The organism is Thiomonas intermedia, from assembly GCF_002028405.1.
Lineage (GTDB): Bacteria > Pseudomonadota > Gammaproteobacteria > Burkholderiales > Burkholderiaceae_C > Thiomonas > Thiomonas intermedia.
On the sequence record NZ_CP020046.1, the window covers coordinates 3,131,881 to 3,151,296 of the forward strand.

The following is a 19,416-nucleotide window of genomic DNA, read 5'->3' on the forward strand; positions in this document are numbered from 1 at the left end:
GTCACGCTCAGGCGATATGGCGCGGTTCGCCGGCACCGTACAGATTGCTCACACACCGGGCGCAGAGACCGGGATGGGCCGGGTCGGCGCCGACATCGTCTCGCCAGTGCCAGCAGCGCTCGCACTTAAGGTGGCTGGTCGGGGCGACGACAATGCGCAAATCGCCTTCGCCAGGGTGCAGCGTGGCCCTGGAGGTGATCAGCACGAAGCGGAGATCGTCTTGCAGCCGGGCAAGCAGGGCGTGCTCGGCGGGCGGCGCGTAAAGGTCGACTTCCGCCTGGAGCGAGGCGCCAATCCGGCCTTGTTCGCGCAGAGCTTCGATTTCCTTGTTGACGGCCTCCCGAATGGCTCGGACGCGCGCCCATTGTTCAAGTATGGGCGCGCAGTCTGGCTGCTCGGGCCACTGCCAGTAGGTCTCGGTAAAGATGCTTTCGCTCTTGCCGATCAGCGCCCAGGTCTCCTCGGCCGTGAAACTCATGAAGGGCGCCATCCAGCGCAGCATGCCTTGCGTGATCTGCCACAGCGCGGTCTGCGCGCTTCGGCGCGCGAGACTGTCGGGCGCGGTCGTGTAGAGACGATCTTTGAGGACATCGAGATAGAACGCTCCCAGGTCTTCTGAACAATAGACCTGGAGCTTGGCCACGACCGGGTGAAATTCGTACTTGTCGTAATGCGCCAAAATGACTGACTGCAGACCCTGCGCATGCGCCAGCGCCCAGCGATCGAGCTCGAACATCTGGTTCAGCGGTACGGCATGCTGGGCAGGATCGAAATCGCTGGTATTGGCCAGCAGGAATCGCAAGGTGTTGCGGATGCGGCGATAGCCATCGACCACGCGAGCGAGGATCTTGTCGTCCCCCGCAATGTCGCCGGAGTAGTCGGATGCGGCCACCCACAGACGGATGATCTCGGCCCCGAGCTTGTTGCAGGTCTGAAGCGGATCGATACCATTGCCCAGCGACTTGCTCATCTTGCGGCCCTGGCTGTCCACGGTGAAGCCGTGGGTCAACAGCCCCTTGTAGGGCGCACGGCCGTACATCGCACATGAGGTGAGCAAGGAGGAATGAAACCAGCCACGATGTTGGTCATGGCCTTCCAGATAGAGGTCCGCCTGAGGGCCTTCGGCATGGCCCGCGCCTGCATGACTGCCCATGAGCACCGTGGTGTGCGTGGTGCCGGAATCGAACCAGACTTCGAGGATGTCGGTGCTCTTGGTGTAGTGTGCCGCGTCAGCCTCGCACCCCACGCGGGCTAGGATGGCGGTGGCGCTGGCCTTGCTCCAGGCCTCGATGCCGCCTTGCTCCACCATCTCGGCTGCGACATCGAGAATGTCCATGGTGCGGGGATGCAGTTCGCCGCTGTCCTGGTGAAGAAAGAAGGGGATGGGCACGCCCCAGCTGCGCTGGCGGCTGATGCACCAGTCGGGCCGATTGGCGATCATGTCGTGCAGGCGGGCCTTGCCATTCTCCGGATAGAAGCTGGTGTCTTCGATGGCATCGAGCGCCATCTGGCGAAGCGTCTTCGGTGCCTTGTCTTGGGTGAACACGCCTTCGCCTTCATCCATGCGGATGAACCACTGCGCGGCGGCGCGGTAGATGACCGGCACCTTGTGGCGCCAGCAGTGCGGGTAGCTGTGGGTGATGGTGTGGGTCGCCATCAGCCGACCGGCCTCGCGCAACGTCTCGATGATGTGAGGCACCGCCTTCCAGATGTTCTGACCGCCGAACAGCGGGAAATCCGGGGCGTAGCTGCCGTCGCCCTGCACAGGATTGAGGATGTCCTCGTACGCCATGCCGTGTGCGATGCAGGAATTGAAGTCGTCGACACCGTAGGCCGGCGACGAGTGAACGATGCCGGTGCCATCGTCCGCGGTGGCGTAGTCGGCCAGATACACCGGGGACAGCCGACGATAACCGGCATCCACGTCATACAGTGGGTGACGGAATGCCAGCCCCCCGAGTGCCTTGCCTGGCGCGGTGGCCACCACAGCGCCCTCGAGCCCATAGCGGCTCAGACAGGCGGTCACCAGGCTGTCGGCGAGCACCAGATAGCCGCGCGGCGTATCGACCAGGGCGTACTCGATCTCAGGGTTGAGATTGAGGGCCTGATTGGCGGGCAAGGTCCATGCCGTCGTCGTCCAGATGACGGCAAAAGCTGGTTTGGCCGCGTCGGGAAGCGAAGGCAGCCCGAATGCCGCAGCCAGAGCCGCCCCATCGTTCGACTCGAAAGCGACATCCAGTGTCTGAGATTTCTTGTCAGCGTACTCAATCTCGAACTCGGCCAGCGAGGAGCCACAGTCGAAGCACCAATAGACCGGCTTCAGCCCGCGATAGACGAAACCGCGCTCGATCACCCGCTTGAAGGCGCGAATTTCAGCCGCTTCGTTGACGAAATCCATCGTCCTGTAAGGATGGTCCCAATCGCCCAGCACGCCCAGCCGCTTGAAGTCTGCCCTTTGCTGGTCGATCTGTGCGGCGGCATAGGCGCGGCTCTTGGCCTGCATTTCGTCGCGGGGCAGATTGCGGCCGAACTGCTTTTCGATGGCGTTCTCGATCGGCAGACCGTGGCAGTCCCAACCGGGGATGTAGGCTGCATCGAAACCGGCGAGCTGTCGGGCCTTGACGATCATGTCCTTGAGAATCTTGTTGACCGCATGTCCCATGTGAATCTGGCCGTTCGCATACGGCGGGCCATCGTGAAGCACGAATTTGGGCGCGCCCGCACGAGAGAGCCTCAGCCGCTGGTAAAGCCCTTCTTCGTTCCAGGTCTTGATCCACTGCGGCTCGCGCTTGGGCAAATCGCCGCGCATCGGGAATGGCGTGTCGGGCAGATTCAAAGTGGCCCGGTAATCGGGCTTTCCGGCGTCGGGAGAAACGGGTTGATCCATGAGATTCTTGGCAGGGCTGAAGCCATCGACTAACGGCTCAGCAGATGGGAGAAAACGGCTAGGTCAGCTCGGCGACCCATCGCCAAGCGGCGGGCGAATGAGGCGTGTTGGACAGATCGCCGTCAAATTCGGTCGCGCGTGGTCTGTCTGGCGAGCTGGGCGAACCAAGCGCGTGCCTGATCGCTGTCCTTTTGAATGGCCGCGGTCAATTGATCAAGATCCGGGTAGTGCGCTTCATCGCGCAGTTTGTGCAATAGGTCCACTCGAACCAGTTTACCGTAGGCATCCCCGCGCCAATCGAACACATGAGTTTCCAACAGCACGCGACCCTGGGCCTCCACCGCAGGCCGAGTGCCGAGGCTGGCAACCGCCTGGAGCGGCGAATCCTGCAGGCCGAAGACACGGGCAACAAAAATGCCGCCAAGCGCCGGGCGCGCGCTGTCAAACCGCAGATTCAAGGTCGGGAAACCCAGCTGTCTGCCCAGCTTGGCTCCGTGCATGACATGCCCCGAGATGGCATAGGAGCGGCCAAGCAGGCGTTCGGCCGCTTCCATATCGCCGCGCTTGAGCGCATCGCGCACGGCCGAACTCGATATCCGCAGAGAGGTCTCCATCACCACAGGCATCTGCTGCGCCTCGGCGCCCGATTGGCGCAACAGGGTCTCCAGTTGACTGAAATCACCGGCACGTTTGGCGCCAAAACGAAAATCGTCGCCAACCAGCACATATTGGGCCTTCAGGCCATCAAGGACAATGCGCTCGACAAAATCCGCCGGAGAAAGTGCCGCGAGGTTTCGGTCAAAACGCAAAACCACAACCTGCTGCACGCCGGCGTCGCGAAGCGCACACAACTTGTCACGCAGGGTCGAGATATGGCGGGGAGCAAACTCGGTGTGGCCCTGAAGTGTTGCAAAAAAATCACGTGGATGGGGTTCGAAGGTAAGGACCGTAGGTATCAACGCCCGAGATCGAGCGGTCTGCACCAACTGCTGCAACATCGCTTGGTGTCCGCGGTGCACGCCATCGAAATTTCCGATGGTCAAAGCTGTTCGTGGTGCCAGCAATCTGTGATGAAATCCTCGAAAAACGTGCATAAAAACAGTGGTTTAGATTGCTCATGTGGGGTGGTTGGGAATCTGCGGTCGGTCGCGTCACAGCGTATGCCTTGTGGTGCGCGATGCACTACATTGAGGCTGTCGTCACGACGCTGACCTAAGCAGACGGCCATCCGAAGCGTGCATTTTCCGCGCCATTGGACATCAGGCGACACTCGGTGTCCGATGCGGGGTAGGCCCTGCGCCGAATTGTCGCGCGCGCTGGTTTTTTGCGTGTATAGTTGAAGCGCAGTCGAAACAAGAGCCTGTCCTTCGTTTGCTTGGATTGGCTTGTGACGGTTTCACAGTTGTGATTTTCCGGGCTTGTTGAAGATTTGCACTTATCTATTTTTTCTTTAAAGGTTGATTCATGGCTACCGGTACTGTGAAATGGTTTAACGAGTCCAAGGGCTTTGGTTTCATCAAGCCTGATGAAGGCGGCGAAGATCTGTTCGCGCATTTTTCTGAAATTCAGGCCAAAGGTTTCCGCACCCTGCAGGAAAACCAACGCGTTGAGTTCACGGTGAAGGCCGGCCCGAAGGGTCCGCAGGCTTCTGCCATTCGCCCGCTGTAAGCGGGTTGCTGCGCCTTAGCCTCGGCTGGGTGCCGCAAAATCAACCGGCCTTGGGCCGGTTTTTTTTCGCCCAATCCATAGCAAACCTTCCCCGACATGATCGAGGACTGCGTTCGACACTACGGCTATGCAGCGGTTGCGCTGGGAGCATTGGCCGAGGGCGAGTCGTTTCTGCTCATTGCCGGGTACGGCGCCCATCGGGGCTGGTTGCAATGGCCTCTGGTCGTCGCGGTGGCTGCCATCGCAGCCACGCTTGGAGATCAGGTTTTCTTCTTTTTGGGCCGATGGTATGGACCGCAACTCATCAATCGCTTTCCCAGATTGAACAAGGGGTTGCCGCAGGTTGAGCGCTTACTGCAGCGCGGAGCCCCTTGGGCGATTGTGAGTGTCCGGTTTCTTTATGGTTTTCGGATCGCGGGCCCCGTACTGATGGGGATGGTCGGCGTTGCGCCGTGGCGTTTCATCGTATTCAACGCGATAGGCGCTTTGATCTGGGCGCCGCTCATCGTGAGCCTGGGGTGGGCCTTTGGCGCGGCGATGGTGCAACTGGCCTCGCGACTGCAGCAAGCTGAGGAAATCCTGCTGTTGGTCGCTTCGGTTGCCGCGCTGATCGTCTGGGGAATCTGGCGGTGGCGACACCGGGCTCAAGACTAGGGTGTGCGCCCAACCGGAGTGAGATGGCTCTAGATCTTCAGCCCCATCGCCTCACGGACCGCGTGCATGGTGTCGCGCGCTGCCGACCGGGCCTTGTCGCAACCATCGGCAAGAATATCTCGCACAAGGGCGGGATGGTCGACGTAGGGTTGCGCGCGTTCCAACATCGGTTGTTGTTCGCGCAGGATGGCGTCGATCACGGGTTGTTTGCATTCCAGGCAGCCAATGCCAGCCGTGGTGCAGCCGCGTTGGACCCAGTCGCGCGTGGTCTCGTCGGAATAGGCCAGATGAAACTGCCATACCGGGCATCGCTCGGGCGAGCCAGGATCGGTGCGCTTGACGCGCGCGGGGTCCGTGGGCATGCGTTTGACCTTCTGCTCGACACTGGCGCGCTCTTCCCGAATGGCGATGGCGTTGCCATAGCTCTTGGACATCTTGCGGCCGTCCAGGCCGGGAAGTTTGGACTCTGGGGTCAGCAACGCTTCGGGCTCGCGCAAGATCTGCCGGCGTCCGCCGCTGAGCTGGGCGCGCAGGGCGTCTTTTTCGGTCCGTGACAATTTGCTCGCCGCAATCAGTTCGCGCGCTTCATCGCGCTTTTCGGTCAGCCCGTCTTGATCGGCCGCGCGGCGCAGCGCGACGAGTTGGGCGCGAATGCTTTCCGGCAGCTTGGCCGCGGCCGCATGGGCCTGCGCCTCGATGTGAGGATCCTTGCCGTACAGATTGTTGAAACGCCGGGCGATTTCCCGGCTCATCTCAATATGCGGCACCTGATCGGCACCTACCGGAACATAACGTGCCAGATAGATCAGGATGTCGGCGGCCTGCAGTAGCGGATAGCCGAGAAAACCATAGGTCGTCAGATCCTTGTCTTTCAGATTGGCTATCTGGTCCTTGTAGGTGGGCACGCGCTCCAGCCACGACAGGGGCGTGCCCATGCCGAGAAGAAGAAACAGTTCGGCATGCTCCAGCACGCGGCTCTGAACAAAAAGCGTGGCCTTGTTCGGATCGACGCCGACGGCCAGCCAGTCGATGACCATCTCGGTCGTGTGGGCCGAGATGGCTTCGGGGGTTTCGTAATGGGTGGTGAGCGCATGCCAGTCGGCGACAAAAAAATAGCAGTCATGCGTGTTCTGCAGCTGGGCCCAATTTTTCAGGGCGCCGTGGTAATGACCAAGGTGTAGGGCACCCGTGGGGCGCATGCCTGACAGAACGCGATCATCGGTGCTGCGGGAAGTTTCCGGGGCCTGTTCGGTAAAAGTCATGGGGCGATGAATGGTGGAGTGGGGGCGGCGTCCGGGGCTCAGAACAGCATCTGAAACGGGCTGAGCAGGATTTTGAGCACCTGCATGGAAATGGCCATCAAGGGGGAGAGCCAGAAATTGCTGACGATGCCGGTGAGCACAAGTGCCATCACGATGAAGAAGCCGTAGGGCTCGACACGGGAGAGAGCAATGGCTTGGCGAACAGGCAGCAATCCAACCAGGATGCGTCCTCCGTCGAGCGGCGGCAGCGGAAACAGGTTGAACACAAACATCACCAGATTCACCAGGATGCCAGCCTGCGCGACATCGTAAAAATACACTTCGTCGACCGAAAAGGCGTGCAGCGCAACCAGCACGAGTCCCCACAGAAAAGCCTGGAAAAAATTGGAGGCGGGCCCCGCCAATGCCACCCAGATCATGTCGCTCTTGGGGTTGCGCAGCCGTCCGAAATTGACCGGGACGGGTTTGGCATAGCCAAACAGAAATGCCCCGGCAGTGGCGAAATACAGAATGAGGGGGACCAGAATGGTGCCGATGGGGTCGATATGCCGTACCGGGTTCAGGGAAACACGCCCCATCATGTAGGCCGTGTTGTCACCAAAGTAGCGTGCCGCGTAGCCATGCGCCGCTTCGTGAAGGGTGATGGCAAAAAGCACCGGCAAGGCGTAGACGGTGACGGCCTGAATGAGTTGATCCATGCGGAGATTGTAGAAAGAGCGATACGACGGGATGGAGGGAGCGGCCAGATCTGCCACGCGCGGGTGGCGATGCGCCCTGATTACTGCAAGGCCGGAAGGCCGAGCGCGTCGAGCGGGCCGCGGCCTATGCGGACCACGACGGGCTCGGCGCCACAAAGATCGACGACCGTGGTGGGCTCGCTCGGGCAGGGGCCGGCATCGAGGACGAGATCGAGGTGATGTTCAAGGCGGTCGCGGATATCGACGGCATCGTTGAGGGCGTGTTCGTCGCCAGGCAGAATCAAGGTCGTGGCCAACAAGGGCTGGGCCATTTCCATCAGCAGGGTGTGGGCCACGGCGTTTTGCGGAACGCGTACCCCGATGGTCTTGCGCGAGGGATGCGACACGCGGCGAGGGACTTCCTTGGTCGCTTCCAGAATGAAGGTGTAGGGGCCGGGCGTGCAAGCGCGGATCAGCCGGTATTGACGATTGTCGACTCGGGCGTAGTTGCCGAGTTCCGACAGATCGCTGCATAGCAGGGTCAGGTGATGGCGTTCGTCCACCTGCCGGATCTGCCGCAGACGTTGCACGGCGGCCTTGTCATCCAGATGGCAAACCAGGGCGTAGGACGAATCGGTGGGGATGGCCGCCACGCCGCCCCCGTGCAGAACCGTGACGGCTTGCTTGATCAGTCGAAGCTGGGGGTTGTCCGGGTGCAGGTTGAAGTATTGCGCCATGCGAGAGTCTCAATGCAGCAGATCCCAGACCGGGGCGAGATCAGCGGGGAGGGTGGCGAGCCGACCGAGGTCGCAGATGCTTTCCCCGGGGCTGTGAAAGTCAGAGCCGCGCGAAGCATAGAAGCCGAATTCCAGGGAAAGCCTGGCATATTTTCGGGCTTGCGATGCGGTGTGGCTGCCCGTGACCACTTCAATGCCCTGGCCACCGAGTGACTTGAACCGATCGAACAGGGCCCATTCCTCGGCCGCGCTGAACCGGTAGCGCCCCGGATGGGCGATGACGGCCACCCCGCCCGCAGCCCTGATCCAGGTCAGAGCATCGTCGAGACATGCCCACTCGTGCTCGACGTAGCCGGGTTTGCCTGGCGTGAGAAACCGGCCGAAAACTTCGTGAGTCTGACGGCAGATGCCTTGCTCCACCAGGAGTCGTGCGAAGTGAGTGCGCGACAACAAGGCCGGGTTTCCGGCATAGCGCAGGGCTCCGGCGTAGACATCGTCGATGCCCAGATGGTTTTCAAGTGCGGCGGCCATGTCCCTGGCCCGTTGGTCGCGCCCGGCCCGAATCTGCTGCAGACCGTTCACGAGTTCGGTGTGAGTGGGGTCGATGTCCAGTGCAACGATGTGAACCGTCTGGGCGGCAAACGAGACCGAGATCTCCACACCAGGGACGAATCGCATGCCCAGGGCCTCGGCTGTCCGTTGCGCCTCGGGCAGGCCGCTAAGTTCGTCGTGATCGGTGAGGGCCCAGAGATCGACCCCCTGCGCATGCGCACGCCGTGCCAGTTCGTCTGGGGCAAGCGTGCCGTCTGACACGTTGGAATGACAGTGCAGGTCGGGGTTGCGGGGCGAAGGGCTGGACATGGCCTGTGCATTGTAGGGAGCGCGTCTAAACTGCGTCGGATGGGGCAATCGCATCATGTCAGCCAAACGTCGGCAACGCAGTGGTTGAGCGCGCGCGGCGTGGCATACACCGAACACGTCTATGACTACGTCGATCGCGGTGGTGCCGCATGGGGCGCGGAGTCGCTCGGATTGGTGCTGCACGCCGTCGTCAAGACCCTGGTGATGCAAAACGAGGCGTCCCGCCCGCTGGTGGTCTTGATGCACGGCGACCGCGAGGTCTCGACCAAGCAATTGGCCCGCGCCATAGGCACGCGGCATGTCGAACCCTGCAAACCCGAAGTGGCGCAGCGGCATAGTGGCTATCAGGTCGGGGGAACATCGCCGTTCGCGCTGCGCAAGCCGATGCCGATCTATGTCGAGCGATCCGTGCTCGCCCTGGATCGCATCTATATCAATGGCGGGAGGCGAGGATACTTGCTGGGCCTTGCGCCTAGCGTTCTGGATTCGCTGCTGCAAGCCCGGCCGGTGGATTGCGCGCTCGTATCCTATTGATCCGCCCACTGGAGCACGAAAGGGCCAACCGCCGGTTTGGGTCGGCTCAATACAATCAGCGCCATGAATACATCCAGTGTCGTGGCACTTGTTTTCGCCGGGTTGGCCTACCTTCTTGGATCGTTGTCGTTTGCGGTGTTGGTCAGCCGCGCCATGGGCATGGCCGATCCTCGCACCTACGGTTCCGGCAACCCGGGCGCCACCAATGTGCTGCGCAGTGGCAACAAGACCGCAGCCATTCTCACCTTGCTGCTCGACGCCTTCAAAGGCTGGCTCGCGGTCTGGCTCGCCGTGGTGCTGGGTCCGGGCTTCGGCCTGGGGGCTCCGGGTGTGGCACTGGTGGCCGTGGCCGTGTTTCTCGGTCACCTGTACCCGGTCTTTTTCCATTTCAAGGGTGGCAAGGGCGTAGCCACGGCGGCGGGGGTTCTGCTGGCGATTCAGCCTTGGCTGGGTCTGGCCACGCTGCTGACCTGGCTCATCGTGGCGGTGTTCTTCCGCTATTCCTCACTGGCCGCGCTGGTGGCCGCCGTGTTTGCGCCTTTCTACTACTGGTTCGGCGGCGGTCTGGCGTGGAATGCGGACCCGGCATTGCTGCTCGCTCTGGTGATCGTCAGTGCATTGCTGATCTGGCGCCACAAGAACAATATTGGCAAGCTGATGCGCGGTGAAGAAAGCCGGATCGGACGCAAGAAATAGAGGTACGCCTCAATCGCGGAAGTTGTTGAACGACAGTGGTGCGTCCTGCAGGTCTTTGCGCAGCAGGGCCATGGCGGCCTGCAGATCGTCCCGTTTGGCGCCGGTGATGCGTACGACGTCGCCCTGAATGGCCGAGGTCAGTTTGAGTTTGGAGCCTTTGATGGCTGCCGTGATTTTCTTGGCGAGGTCCTGGGGAATGCCGAACTTCACCGTGATGGCCTGTTTGACTTTGTCGCCCGAGATTTTTTCGATCTTGCCCGGATCGAAAAAGCGAGGATCGATCTTTCGCTTGGCGGCCTTGGTCATCAAGACGTCGCGGACCTGGCTCAACTGGAACTCGCTGTCGGCCGTCAGCGTGAGGGTCTTGTCGTTTTGCTCCACCTGGGCCGAGCTTCCCTTGAAATCGAAGCGCGTGGTGATTTCCTTGGTGGCCTGATCGCATGCATTGCGCACTTCAACGAGATCGGGTTCGAGAACGGTATCGAATGAGGGCATAGGGCAACCTGGAGATAATGAAATTTTGATCGTTGGGATTTTATGAGCCTGGAAATTGAAAGCGATGTGCCGCTGCTCGCGCTGAACACCTTCGGCATTGATGCGAGCGCCTGGAGCCTGGTGCGGGTTCGCAGTGCGCGCGATGTGCGTCAGGTGGTCGATCATCCGCAATGGGGAAGGGCGCCGAAGTTCATTTTGGGCGGCGGCAGCAATGTGTTGTTCACTGGCGATATTCGCGACGCCTTGGTGGTCAAGATGGAGGTGCAAGGACTGCGGGTGCTGGAGGACGACGCCCATTCCACCCTGATCGAAGTGGGTGCCGGCGAGCCCTGGCATGGTGTCGTGACCTGGACGCTCGCGCAGGGTTTTGCCGGACTCGAGAATCTCGCTCTCATTCCGGGTACGGCCGGTGCCGCTCCGGTTCAGAACATCGGCGCCTATGGCCTGGAACTCTCCGATCGCCTGGAATCGGTCGACTTGGTCGACTTCGTGACCGGCCGCAGTGCCACGCTTCCTGCAGCCCACTGCCGTTTCGGCTACCGGGACAGCATCTTCAAGCGAGAGCTTGCGGGAAAGTCGGCGATCACCTCCATTCGACTGCGTCTGCCCAAACCCTGGGCGCCTGTTGCGGGCTATGCCGATGTGGCACGGTGGTTGCAGCGCGAAGGCGTTGACGAGCCGAGTCCCCAGGCGATCTTCGACGCGGTATGCGCCATTCGGCGCAGCAAATTGCCAGACCCGGCCCAATGGGGCAATGCGGGGAGTTTTTTCAAGAACCCGGTGGTCAACCGGACCATCCGCAACGAAATTCTCGAGGAACACCCGGACATCGTCAGCTATCCGCTCGACGACGGCACCTACAAACTCGCCGCAGCGTGGATGATTGCGGCTTGCGGCTGGAAGGGACAGCATCTCGGCAAGGCTGGTGTGCATGAGCAGCAGCCGCTGGTTCTGGTCAACCGAGGCGGCGCCAGTGGTGCCGAGATCATGGCCCTGGCGCACGCCATACAAGACAGCGTGCGACGGAAGTTCGGATTGAGTCTGGAGACCGAGCCGGTCTTGGTTTGAGCGAGGTTGGGGTTGGTGCTCAGCAAAGTCTGCGACAATCCGAATGTATCAATCGGTAATTAAGAGAGACATTTCGCAATGAGGGCGTTAGGCCGCATTGCGTTGAAACATCCGAATCACAGGGGCGGGGCCCTCCGATTGAGACTGTCTATTTCGTCTCAGCATGACGCAATGGCCTGGGAGTTGCCCGGTGGGTAACTGACCTGCCGATTGTCCAGGAGAGCTTTCCATGATTCGACGTGTTTTCAAATTCAGTTTCCTAGCCTTGATCTGCGGTGCATCCCTGTCGGCATGTGGCGGCGGAGGCGGGGCTTCGGTAACCGCCCAAACAGATCCCACCTCTGCTCAGACTCCCTCGCAAGGGACAGGCGGCACCGCCTCCTCGAATCCTGCGTCGGGTCTGGTGGACTACGGCAAGGCCCTGCGGCCGTACACGGCGCTGGCCAAGCCCGCCAAGGGCGTGAGCGTGGCCGACCCTGATTTTCCCGGCAACACCCGCATCGTGCGCGTGACCGACGTGGCGTCTGATTTCAAGGCCGGCGTGGCCGTGCCCGTGTACCCCACCATCCAGTCCTGGAACTGCGACGAATCCCTGCTCTTTCTCTACATCACCTCGCCGCAGTCGGGCGGGCAGAGCGGGCATGCCCTGTTTGACGGCAAGACCTACAAATTCATCAAATTCATCGACATCAACCCCGCCGACGTCGAGCAGGTCTACTGGGATCCCGTGAATCCCGCGCTGCTGCGCTACGTGGACAACCGCGAGAGTGGCGGCACCTACCTGCGCGAGCTCGTCGCCTACAACGTCAACACCGGACAGAAGACCGTGCTCAAGAGCTTCACCGGCAACGCCGCGCTGACCCCCACCAGCGGCAAGATCGGCGGCGGCGGCGACCCCTTCGCCGCCAGTGCCGACGGCGACCTGTTCGGCTTCGGCGTGTATCAAGAGAAGAACGGTCCCGGCGGCGCGGCCCTCCAAGGCCAGTTCAGCTATCGCCTGAGCACCAACAAGATCTCCACCTACGGCACCCACGAAGGCAATGTCGCCCAGGCCCTGCCCAGCGGACGCGGCCTCATGCTGGGCGACGACACCAAGGTGAGCGTGCTCAGCGAGGCCGGTGCCGTGCAGCGCCAGATCGCCTTTGGCGGCACCGAGCACGGCGACCTGCTGCAGAACGCCGCGGGCAACGACGTCTTCGTGGCCGTGCAGTTCGACGGTCCGGCGGGCAGCGGCAACCTGATGGCGGCCAACCTCACCACCGGCGTGGTCAGCACCATCATTGGCGAATCCACTGGCGACGGCTACCCGCGCACGGGCGGGTTGCTGTCCGGGCGCAGCCGCGCGCCGGGCTGGGTGGCGCTGGCCATCACCGGCTGTCCGGCAGGCAGCACGGGCAACTGCAACGGCTACCAGCCCACCGTCTCCGGCGCGGCCCAGACCTACCTGGACCAGGAGATCGTGCTGGCCAATATCGACACGGGCAAGGTCTACCGCGTGGCCCATCACCGCAGCACGGGCAACTACAGCAACGCCAAGACCAGCAACTACTGGGCCCAGCCCAATCTGGTGATCAGCCCCAGCGGCACCCGCATCCTGGTGGCCAGCGACTGGGGCGATGCCAACCCCAACAGCCCGGTGATCAACCCCAGCGCCGCCGTCGATACCTACGTCATCGAACTGCCCGCCTATCGGGGTCAGTGAAGGGGGGCCAGGCAGACAACTGGGAAGGCTGCCTGGTTTTCCCTCTCAAGGCTGAAGAGTCGTCGTATTCGGCCTAGCATAGAAGCTGTTCGCGCCGTAGGACATTCGCGGTGTTGCTATCTGCAGGGGGCAGCGTTCAACGCTGGCCTGAATTTCTGACTCGACGATTCCAATGACCCTTCACCGTATTCTGCGCATGGGCGATCCTCGCCTTTTGCGTGTGGCTCGACCTGTGACGCAGCCGGACGCGCCTGAAATCCGCACGCTGATCGTCGACATGTTCGAGACCATGCACGCGGCGAGTGGTGTGGGGCTTGCTGCGCCTCAGATCGGCGTTGATCTGGCGGTCGTGATCTTTGGGTTTACGCAGAGTGCGCGCTATCCCGAGGCGTCTCCCGTTCCTCAGACGGTCCTGATCAACCCGGAAATTGCGGTTCTCGACGATGCGGAGGACGAAGACTGGGAAGGCTGTCTGTCCGTGCCGGGACTGCGAGGCCGCGTCCCGCGTTTCCGGCGTATCCGCTACCGCGGCCTGGATGCGCAGGGCCAGCCCATCGACCGCGAGGCGGACGGCTTTCATGCCCGCGTGGTGCAGCATGAATGTGACCACCTGATCGGCAAGCTCTATCCCATGCGCATCCGCGATTTCAGCGGCTTCGGTTTCGCCGAGGCATTGTTTCCAGGGCAGGAACTGCAGGACGATTGAGCGTCAGGGTTTGACTTCGACCAACCACATCGAGCTGGTGGGGTTATCGATCGCATCTTCGGCCGACCACATCGGATTGACGGACGTGCCCGCTACGGGCACGGTCTGCCAGGCGTCGGCACCGCTGTTGGAATTCAGCGAGTTGTTGCCCATGTCCAGCCGGGTCCAGCCCGAAGGCGGGGTGTAGACGTTGGTCGGGTCGCTCGAAGACCCGGTGAAGTCGGCAGGGCCCCAGAAGGAAATCACCAGACTGTTCGGACCCGTGGTGGTCAAAGGCTTCGCGCTGTCGTTCGCATGGGTATCGCTGTAGGTCCAAGCGCCCAACCCACTCGCCCCCGAGAGCACGGTGACGAACAGGGTCGCCTCGTTGTCCTCATAGCTGGGGGTTTTGATCAGGCTCCAGGTCTGGCCTGTACCGCCCTTGGCGTTGACGCAGGCATAGAGGTAACTGCCGGCGCCGACACCGGCGTAGGTCTGTGCATTGCCGATGCGCGTATAGGTGTTGCCCTTGTTGTCGGTGAGGCCGGAGAAGGTGCCGGTGTTTTGCGTGAGGACTTGCACCAAGATGATGGAGCCGGATGCCGGTGTGCTCACCGCGGGCGTGGTCATGGGAGACTTGCCGATTCCGGAGACATCGACCTTCAAGGTGTGCGCGGCTATTGTGACGGCGCCGACAGGGTTGCTGGGCGACGAAGTACCGCCCGAACCCGTCGTGCTGCCGGAACTGCCTCCATTGGTGGCACTGCTCGTGGATGGAGCCGACGATGTGACCGTCGTACCCGCCTGGACACTGGAATCGTCCGGTGTCACGATAGGCGTGGCCTGATCGGCCTGTGCGCTGGCCGCCGACCCGGAGCCTCCACCGCACCCGGCGAGGAGGACTGCGCTGAGCAACACCGTTGAAAACTGAACGGCGCGGTAACGTGTCGAGGCGTTGGTGAGCATATCGATCTCCTGGCATTCGATGGCAGCCAGGACGGGATGCTACGCAATCCGCATGACAGGCAAGCCCATCGGAGCGCATCCAACCTTGCTTTGCGCTGCATCAAAATGGCGTGCTAGAGTGTTGTCAGGCCCTTCTAAAGCCGCAATCCGCCAATCGGGCAGCCCGAGCCGCGGAAGGATGTTTTCCCACTGAGCGCCGGGATGCCCGGCAGACTGTGAGCGCGTATGTTGATGCAGAAATTCAAAGCCAATTCCTATCTCTTTGGCGGGAATGCTCCCTATGTCGAAGAGATGTACGAGAGTTATCTCTCCAACCCAGGGTCGGTGCCGGATCATTGGCGCGAATACTTTGACGCGCTCCAGCATGTGCCCGCGCTCGACGGCAGCAATGCCCGCGACGTGCCGCATGCCCCGGTGGTGTCAGCCTTCGCCGAGCGCGCCAAATCCGGTCCCATTCGTACCCTTCAGGCCGTCGCCGATGGTGAACTGGCGCGCAAGCGTGTTGCTGCACAGCAACTGATCGCCGCCTATCGCAATGTGGGTGTGCGCTGGGCGGATCTCGATCCCCTCAAGCGCACCGAACGACCGAACATTCCCGACCTGGATCCCGCGTTCTACGGGTTCACCGACGCCGACCTGGAAACGGTCTTCAACGTCAGCAATACGTTTTTCGACCGCGAGAATCTGTCGCTGCGTGAGTTGATCAACAACCTGCGCGAAACCTACTGTGGCTCGCTGGGGGCCGAATTCATGTACCTCAGCGACCAGGATCAGAAACGCTGGTGGCAACAGCGGCTGGAGTCCACACGGACCCGTCCTGATGTCGATACCGAGGCCAAGAAGCATCTGCTCGAACGGCTGACGGCCGCCGAAGGTCTGGAGCGCTATCTGGCGACGAAATACGTCGGTCAGAAGCGGTTCTCGCTGGAAGGCGGCGAGAGTTTCATCGTCTCGATGGACACCTTGGTGCAGCGCGCCGGCCAACTCGGTGTCCAGGAAGTCGTGATCGGCATGGCGCATCGGGGTCGCCTGAATGTGCTGGTCAACACTTTGGGCAAGCGTCCTCAGGATCTGTTCGACGAGTTCGAAGGCAAGCATGCCGACGATCTCCCGTCGGGGGATGTGAAGTATCACCAGGGTTTCTCGAGCGACGTGTCCACGCCGGGGGGTCCGGTCCATCTGAGCCTGGCCTTCAACCCTTCGCATCTGGAAATCGTCAATCCGGTGATCGAAGGCTCCACCCGTGCGCGCCTCGACCGCCGTGGCGACGCGCTGGGCGAGACGGTCGTTCCCGTGCTGGTCCATGGCGATGCTTCCTTTACGGGGCAGGGCGTGGTCATGGAGACGCTGGCGCTGGCGCAGACCCGCGGCTATACCACCGGGGGCACGGTGCACATCGTCATCAACAACCAGATCGGCTTCACCACCTCCGATCCGCGCGACGCGCGCTCCACGCTGTATTGCACCGATGTGGCGAAGATGATCGAGGCGCCCATCCTGCACGTCAACGGCGACGATCCGGAAAGCGTGGCGTTTGCGACCAGTCTGGCGCTCGACTATCGCAAGCAGTTCCATCACGACGTGGTGGTGGACATCGTGTGCTTCCGCAAGCTGGGCCACAACGAACAGGACACCCCGGCCGTCACACAGCCGCTGATGTACAAGAAGATCACCGCTCACCCCGGCACCCGCAAGGTCTACGCCGACCGGCTGGTGAGCCAGGGCGTGATCGCGGCTGAAGACGCCGATCAGATGGTGCATGCGTTTCGCACCGAGATGGAGTCGGGCGTCAGCCTGGAGCCGGTGCTCACCAATTACAAGAGCAAGCACGCGGTCGACTGGTCGCCCTATCTCAATCGCCGCTGGACGGACAGTGCCGACACCGCCCTGCCGATGACCGATCTCAAGCGGCTGGCCAAGCGCATCACCACGGTTCCCGAGAATTTCAAGCTGCACCCCCTGGTGGAGAAAGTCATTGCCGACCGGGCCAAGATGGGCCGCGGCGAGCTGCCGCTGGACTGGGGCATGGGCGAACACATGGCGTTCGCCTCGTTGGTGGCCAACGGGTTTCCGGTGCGGCTGTCGGGCGAAGACAGCGGTCGTGGCACGTTCAGCCATCGCCACGCCGTGCTGCACGACCAAAGCCGCGAGAAGTGGGATGTCGGCACCTATATTCCGCTGCAGAACGTGGCCGAAGGCCAGGCGCCGTTCACCGTCATCGACTCCATCCTGTCCGAGGAGGCGGTGCTCGGCTTCGAGTACGGCTATTCCACGGCCGACCCGCGCACCCTGGTGATCTGGGAAGCGCAGTTCGGCGACTTCGCCAACGGCGCGCAGGTCCTCATCGACCAGTTCATCTCGGCCGGTGAAGTGAAGTGGGGGCGGGCCTGCGGCCTGACCCTGATGCTGCCGCACGGCTATGAAGGCCAGGGGCCCGAGCATTCCTCGGCACGTCTGGAGCGCTATCTGCAGTTGTGCGCCGAGACCAATATGCAGGTGTGTCAGCCGACCAATCCGTCGCAGATCTTCCACCTGTTGCGCCGCCAGATGCTGCGATCGTTCCGCAAGCCGCTGGTCATCATGACGCCCAAGAGTCTGCTGCGGCATCCGCAGGCCAAGTCGCCGCTGTCCGATCTGGCCAACGGACGCTTCGAGGTGGTGTTGCCCGAGGTCGAAGATCTCGATGCCAGCAAGGTCAAGCGCATCGTCGCCTGCTCGGGGCGGGTGTATTACGACCTGCTGGCGGCCCGCACCGAACGCAAGATCGACGACGTGGCCATCGTGCGGCTCGAGCAGATCTATCCCTTCCCGCACAAGGCGTTTGCCGCCGAGGTCAAGCGCTATCCCAATGCGCGCGACATCGTGTGGTGCCAGGACGAGCCGCAGAACCAGGGCGCCTGGTTCTTCGTGCAGCACCACATACACGAGAACATGATTGAGGGACAGAAGCTCGGCTACGCCGGCCGTCCAGCCTCGGCATCGACGGCCGTGGGTTACTACGCCAAACATGCCGAGCAGCTCAAAGATCTGCTCTCGGCCGCGTTTGGCAAGCTCAAGGGCTATGTGCTGACGCGCTGACCGGCCACGGGTGGTGCCTGTACGGACCACCCAAAACCCCATCTACACAACTCATCTACCGTTCACTGGCAGCGACGGCGTGTCTCCGTGGCTGCACCGACCTACCGGACTCCATCATGGCGCTGATTGATATCAAAGTTCCTCAACTCTCCGAATCCGTGGCTGAAGCCACCTTGCTGTCCTGGAAGAAAAAGCCCGGCGAAGCCGTGGCGCAGGACGAAATCGTCATCGAAATCGAGACCGACAAGGTCGTTCTCGAAGTGCCCGCCCCGGCTGCGGGAGTGATGGCCCAACTCGTGAAGAACGACGGGGATTCGGTGATCAGTGACGAAGTCATCGCCAAGATCGATACCGAGGCCAAGCCCCAGACCAGCCCACTGCCCGTCACAACCCCGCAGGCCGCGCCGACTGCGGCCGCGGCGGCATCGGCTGTGGCAAGCGCGGCAACACCTGCAGGCGCCGTGGCCATGCCGGCCGCGGCGAAGCTCATGGCCGAGCAAGGTCTGAACCCGGCTGATGTGGCAGGCACCGGGCGCGGCGGACGGATCACCAAGGCCGATGCGATTCAGGCCGCGGCAGCGCCCAAACCGCCGGCAGCGCCGGCAGCACCCTCCGTCGCCAAGCCCGCGTCCTCAGCGCCCATGCCTTCGCTCACCATTCCCGCGCTGCAGCCTGTGGACGCCGATCTCGACCTGGCCGCCTACACCGACCGTCCCGAGCAGCGCGTGCCGATGAGCCGCCTGCGCGCGCGTATCGCCGAGAGGCTGCTGCAATCGCAGGCGACCAATGCCATCCTCACCACCTTCAACGAAGTGAACATGAAGCCGGTGATGGACCTGCGCAATCTCTACAAGGACAAGTTCGAGAAGCAGCACGGCGTGAAACTGGGCTTCATGAGCTTTTTCGTCCGCGCGGCGGTGCACGCCCTGCGCAAGTTCCCGCTGCTCAACGCTTCGATCGACGGCAACGACATCGTGTATCACGGCTATTTCGACATCGGCATCGCCGTGGGCAGCCCGCGCGGGCTGGTCGTGCCCATCTTGCGCAATGCCGATCAGATGAGTTTTGCCGATATCGAGAAGACCATCGCCGACTTCGGCGCCAAGGCGCGCGACGGCAAGCTCACGCTGGAAGAACTGACGGGAGGCACCTTCTCCATCAGCAACGGCGGGGTGTTCGGCTCGATGCTGTCCACGCCCATCATCAACCCGCCGCAGTCGGCCATTCTGGGTATTCATGCGACCAAGGATCGCCCTGTCGTCGAGAACGGGGAGATCGTGATCCGGCCGATGAACTATCTGGCCATGAGCTACGACCATCGCCTGATCGACGGGCGCGAGGCGGTGCTGGGTCTGGTCGCCATGAAGGAGGCGCTGGAAGACCCGGCGCGTCTGCTGCTCGACCTGTGACGCAGCGACTGGCCGTCAACATCCAAGACTTCATCCG

At 62.1% G+C, this 19,416-nt stretch carries 17 protein-coding genes; 9 read left to right on the forward strand and 8 right to left on the reverse strand.

Translation table 11 applies throughout. The features are described from left to right. Positions 1 to 7 precede the first annotated feature (7 nt). Together ileS and BVH73_RS14615 are read right to left on the reverse strand one after the other, a co-directional pair. The gene (gene ileS, locus BVH73_RS14610; protein ID WP_079419883.1) at positions 8 to 2,887 is read right to left on the reverse strand and encodes an isoleucine--tRNA ligase; all 2,880 of its coding nucleotides are present in this window, start codon (positions 2,885 to 2,887) and stop codon (positions 8 to 10) included. Positions 2,888 to 3,009: 122 nt separating this feature from the next. Continuing rightward, positions 3,010 to 3,981 carry a bifunctional riboflavin kinase/FAD synthetase gene (locus BVH73_RS14615; RefSeq protein ID WP_079419885.1) on the reverse strand — a complete coding sequence of 324 codons (972 nt, stop codon included), beginning with the start codon at positions 3,979 to 3,981 and terminating at the stop codon, positions 3,010 to 3,012. A 370-nt stretch (positions 3,982 to 4,351) separates the two neighbouring features. On the opposite strand from BVH73_RS14615, the gene BVH73_RS14620 reads away from it, so the two are divergent. Both BVH73_RS14620 and BVH73_RS14625 read left to right on the forward strand, forming a co-directional pair. Continuing rightward, positions 4,352 to 4,555, forward strand: coding sequence for a cold-shock protein (locus tag BVH73_RS14620; RefSeq protein ID WP_055450940.1), 204 nt, complete (start codon positions 4,352 to 4,354; stop codon positions 4,553 to 4,555). A 96-nt stretch (positions 4,556 to 4,651) separates the two neighbouring features. Further along, the gene (locus BVH73_RS14625) at positions 4,652 to 5,209 is read left to right on the forward strand and encodes a DedA family protein (RefSeq protein ID WP_079419888.1); all 558 of its coding nucleotides are present in this window, start codon (positions 4,652 to 4,654) and stop codon (positions 5,207 to 5,209) included. 29 nt (positions 5,210 to 5,238) lie between these two features. On the opposite strand, the gene BVH73_RS14630 is transcribed toward BVH73_RS14625, so the two are convergent. The 4 genes from BVH73_RS14630 to BVH73_RS14645 all read right to left on the reverse strand — a co-directional run bounded on the left by BVH73_RS14630 (position 5,239) and on the right by BVH73_RS14645 (position 8,746). Continuing rightward, the gene (locus tag BVH73_RS14630) at positions 5,239 to 6,408 is read right to left on the reverse strand and encodes a tryptophan--tRNA ligase (protein ID WP_245800502.1); all 1,170 of its coding nucleotides are present in this window, start codon (positions 6,406 to 6,408) and stop codon (positions 5,239 to 5,241) included. 101 nt (positions 6,409 to 6,509) lie between these two features. Next, the gene (locus BVH73_RS14635; protein WP_079420683.1) at positions 6,510 to 7,169 is read right to left on the reverse strand and encodes a site-2 protease family protein; all 660 of its coding nucleotides are present in this window, start codon (positions 7,167 to 7,169) and stop codon (positions 6,510 to 6,512) included. An 80-nt stretch (positions 7,170 to 7,249) separates the two neighbouring features. Then, complete coding sequence (locus tag BVH73_RS14640; protein ID WP_079419893.1) at positions 7,250 to 7,885, reverse strand: L-threonylcarbamoyladenylate synthase; 636 nt, start codon at positions 7,883 to 7,885, stop codon at positions 7,250 to 7,252. A 9-nt stretch (positions 7,886 to 7,894) separates the two neighbouring features. Beyond that, positions 7,895 to 8,746 carry a 3',5'-nucleoside bisphosphate phosphatase gene (locus BVH73_RS14645; protein ID WP_079419896.1) on the reverse strand — a complete coding sequence of 284 codons (852 nt, stop codon included), beginning with the start codon at positions 8,744 to 8,746 and terminating at the stop codon, positions 7,895 to 7,897. Positions 8,747 to 8,785: 39 nt separating this feature from the next. Between BVH73_RS14645 and BVH73_RS14650 the strand changes: the two genes are divergently transcribed. Both BVH73_RS14650 and plsY read left to right on the forward strand, forming a co-directional pair. Then, complete coding sequence (locus BVH73_RS14650) at positions 8,786 to 9,280, forward strand: aminoacyl-tRNA deacylase (RefSeq protein ID WP_079419899.1); 495 nt, start codon at positions 8,786 to 8,788, stop codon at positions 9,278 to 9,280. 63 nt (positions 9,281 to 9,343) lie between these two features. Then, positions 9,344 to 9,976 carry a glycerol-3-phosphate 1-O-acyltransferase PlsY gene (gene plsY, locus BVH73_RS14655; RefSeq protein ID WP_079419901.1) on the forward strand — a complete coding sequence of 211 codons (633 nt, stop codon included), beginning with the start codon at positions 9,344 to 9,346 and terminating at the stop codon, positions 9,974 to 9,976. Positions 9,977 to 9,985: 9 nt separating this feature from the next. Here the strand turns inward: plsY and BVH73_RS14660 are convergent, their stop codons facing one another. After that, on the reverse strand, positions 9,986 to 10,471 hold the full coding sequence (locus BVH73_RS14660; protein WP_079419904.1) for a YajQ family cyclic di-GMP-binding protein: 486 nt from the start codon (positions 10,469 to 10,471) through the stop codon (positions 9,986 to 9,988). Between the two features lie 42 nt (positions 10,472 to 10,513). Here BVH73_RS14660 and murB point away from each other — a divergent pair, with 42 nt between their 5' ends. The 3 genes from murB to def all read left to right on the forward strand — a co-directional run bounded on the left by murB (position 10,514) and on the right by def (position 13,947). After that, positions 10,514 to 11,539, forward strand: a complete 1,026-nt coding sequence (murB, locus tag BVH73_RS14665; protein ID WP_079419907.1) for a UDP-N-acetylmuramate dehydrogenase — start codon at positions 10,514 to 10,516, stop codon at positions 11,537 to 11,539. Positions 11,540 to 11,768: 229 nt separating this feature from the next. Continuing rightward, on the forward strand, positions 11,769 to 13,241 hold the full coding sequence (locus BVH73_RS14670) for a hypothetical protein (RefSeq protein ID WP_169836785.1): 1,473 nt from the start codon (positions 11,769 to 11,771) through the stop codon (positions 13,239 to 13,241). Positions 13,242 to 13,413: 172 nt separating this feature from the next. Further along, the gene (gene def / locus BVH73_RS14675) at positions 13,414 to 13,947 is read left to right on the forward strand and encodes a peptide deformylase (protein WP_079419910.1); all 534 of its coding nucleotides are present in this window, start codon (positions 13,414 to 13,416) and stop codon (positions 13,945 to 13,947) included. Positions 13,948 to 13,950: 3 nt separating this feature from the next. On the opposite strand, the gene BVH73_RS16100 is transcribed toward def, so the two are convergent. Continuing rightward, positions 13,951 to 14,892: a hypothetical protein gene (locus tag BVH73_RS16100; protein WP_245800357.1), complete on the reverse strand. Its 942-nt coding sequence runs from the start codon at positions 14,890 to 14,892 to the stop codon at positions 13,951 to 13,953. A gap of 225 nt (positions 14,893 to 15,117) precedes the next feature. Between BVH73_RS16100 and BVH73_RS14690 the strand changes: the two genes are divergently transcribed. Next, complete coding sequence (locus tag BVH73_RS14690) at positions 15,118 to 17,970, forward strand: 2-oxoglutarate dehydrogenase E1 component (protein ID WP_079419917.1); 2,853 nt, start codon at positions 15,118 to 15,120, stop codon at positions 17,968 to 17,970. A 116-nt stretch (positions 17,971 to 18,086) separates the two neighbouring features. Then, positions 18,087 to 19,379, forward strand: coding sequence for a 2-oxoglutarate dehydrogenase complex dihydrolipoyllysine-residue succinyltransferase (gene odhB, locus BVH73_RS14695; protein WP_079419920.1), 1,293 nt, complete (start codon positions 18,087 to 18,089; stop codon positions 19,377 to 19,379). The last annotated feature ends 37 nt before the right edge of the window (positions 19,380 to 19,416 follow it).

Bases quoted from the DNA above. Each gene is read 5' to 3' on its own strand.
- ileS (WP_079419883.1), bottom strand. From the start codon at position 2,887: ATGGATCAACCCGTTTCTCCCGACGCCGGAAAGCCCGATTACCGGGCC.
- BVH73_RS14650 (WP_079419899.1), top strand. From the start codon at position 8,786: ATGGGGCAATCGCATCATGTCAGCCAAACGTCGGCAACGCAGTGGTTG.
- murB (WP_079419907.1), top strand. From the start codon at position 10,514: ATGAGCCTGGAAATTGAAAGCGATGTGCCGCTGCTCGCGCTGAACACC.
- plsY (WP_079419901.1), top strand. From the start codon at position 9,344: ATGAATACATCCAGTGTCGTGGCACTTGTTTTCGCCGGGTTGGCCTAC.
- BVH73_RS14630 (WP_245800502.1), bottom strand. From the start codon at position 6,408: ATGCGCCCCACGGGTGCCCTACACCTTGGTCATTACCACGGCGCCCTG.
- BVH73_RS14620 (WP_055450940.1), top strand. From the start codon at position 4,352: ATGGCTACCGGTACTGTGAAATGGTTTAACGAGTCCAAGGGCTTTGGT.
- BVH73_RS14645 (WP_079419896.1), bottom strand. From the start codon at position 8,746: ATGTCCAGCCCTTCGCCCCGCAACCCCGACCTGCACTGTCATTCCAAC.
- BVH73_RS14615 (WP_079419885.1), bottom strand. From the start codon at position 3,981: ATGCACGTTTTTCGAGGATTTCATCACAGATTGCTGGCACCACGAACA.
- BVH73_RS14690 (WP_079419917.1), top strand. From the start codon at position 15,118: ATGTTGATGCAGAAATTCAAAGCCAATTCCTATCTCTTTGGCGGGAAT.
- BVH73_RS16100 (WP_245800357.1), bottom strand. From the start codon at position 14,892: ATGCTCACCAACGCCTCGACACGTTACCGCGCCGTTCAGTTTTCAACG.
- BVH73_RS14635 (WP_079420683.1), bottom strand. From the start codon at position 7,169: ATGGATCAACTCATTCAGGCCGTCACCGTCTACGCCTTGCCGGTGCTT.
- BVH73_RS14625 (WP_079419888.1), top strand. From the start codon at position 4,652: ATGATCGAGGACTGCGTTCGACACTACGGCTATGCAGCGGTTGCGCTG.
- odhB (WP_079419920.1), top strand. From the start codon at position 18,087: ATGGCGCTGATTGATATCAAAGTTCCTCAACTCTCCGAATCCGTGGCT.
- BVH73_RS14660 (WP_079419904.1), bottom strand. From the start codon at position 10,471: ATGCCCTCATTCGATACCGTTCTCGAACCCGATCTCGTTGAAGTGCGC.
- BVH73_RS14670 (WP_169836785.1), top strand. From the start codon at position 11,769: ATGATTCGACGTGTTTTCAAATTCAGTTTCCTAGCCTTGATCTGCGGT.
- def (WP_079419910.1), top strand. From the start codon at position 13,414: ATGACCCTTCACCGTATTCTGCGCATGGGCGATCCTCGCCTTTTGCGT.
- BVH73_RS14640 (WP_079419893.1), bottom strand. From the start codon at position 7,885: ATGGCGCAATACTTCAACCTGCACCCGGACAACCCCCAGCTTCGACTG.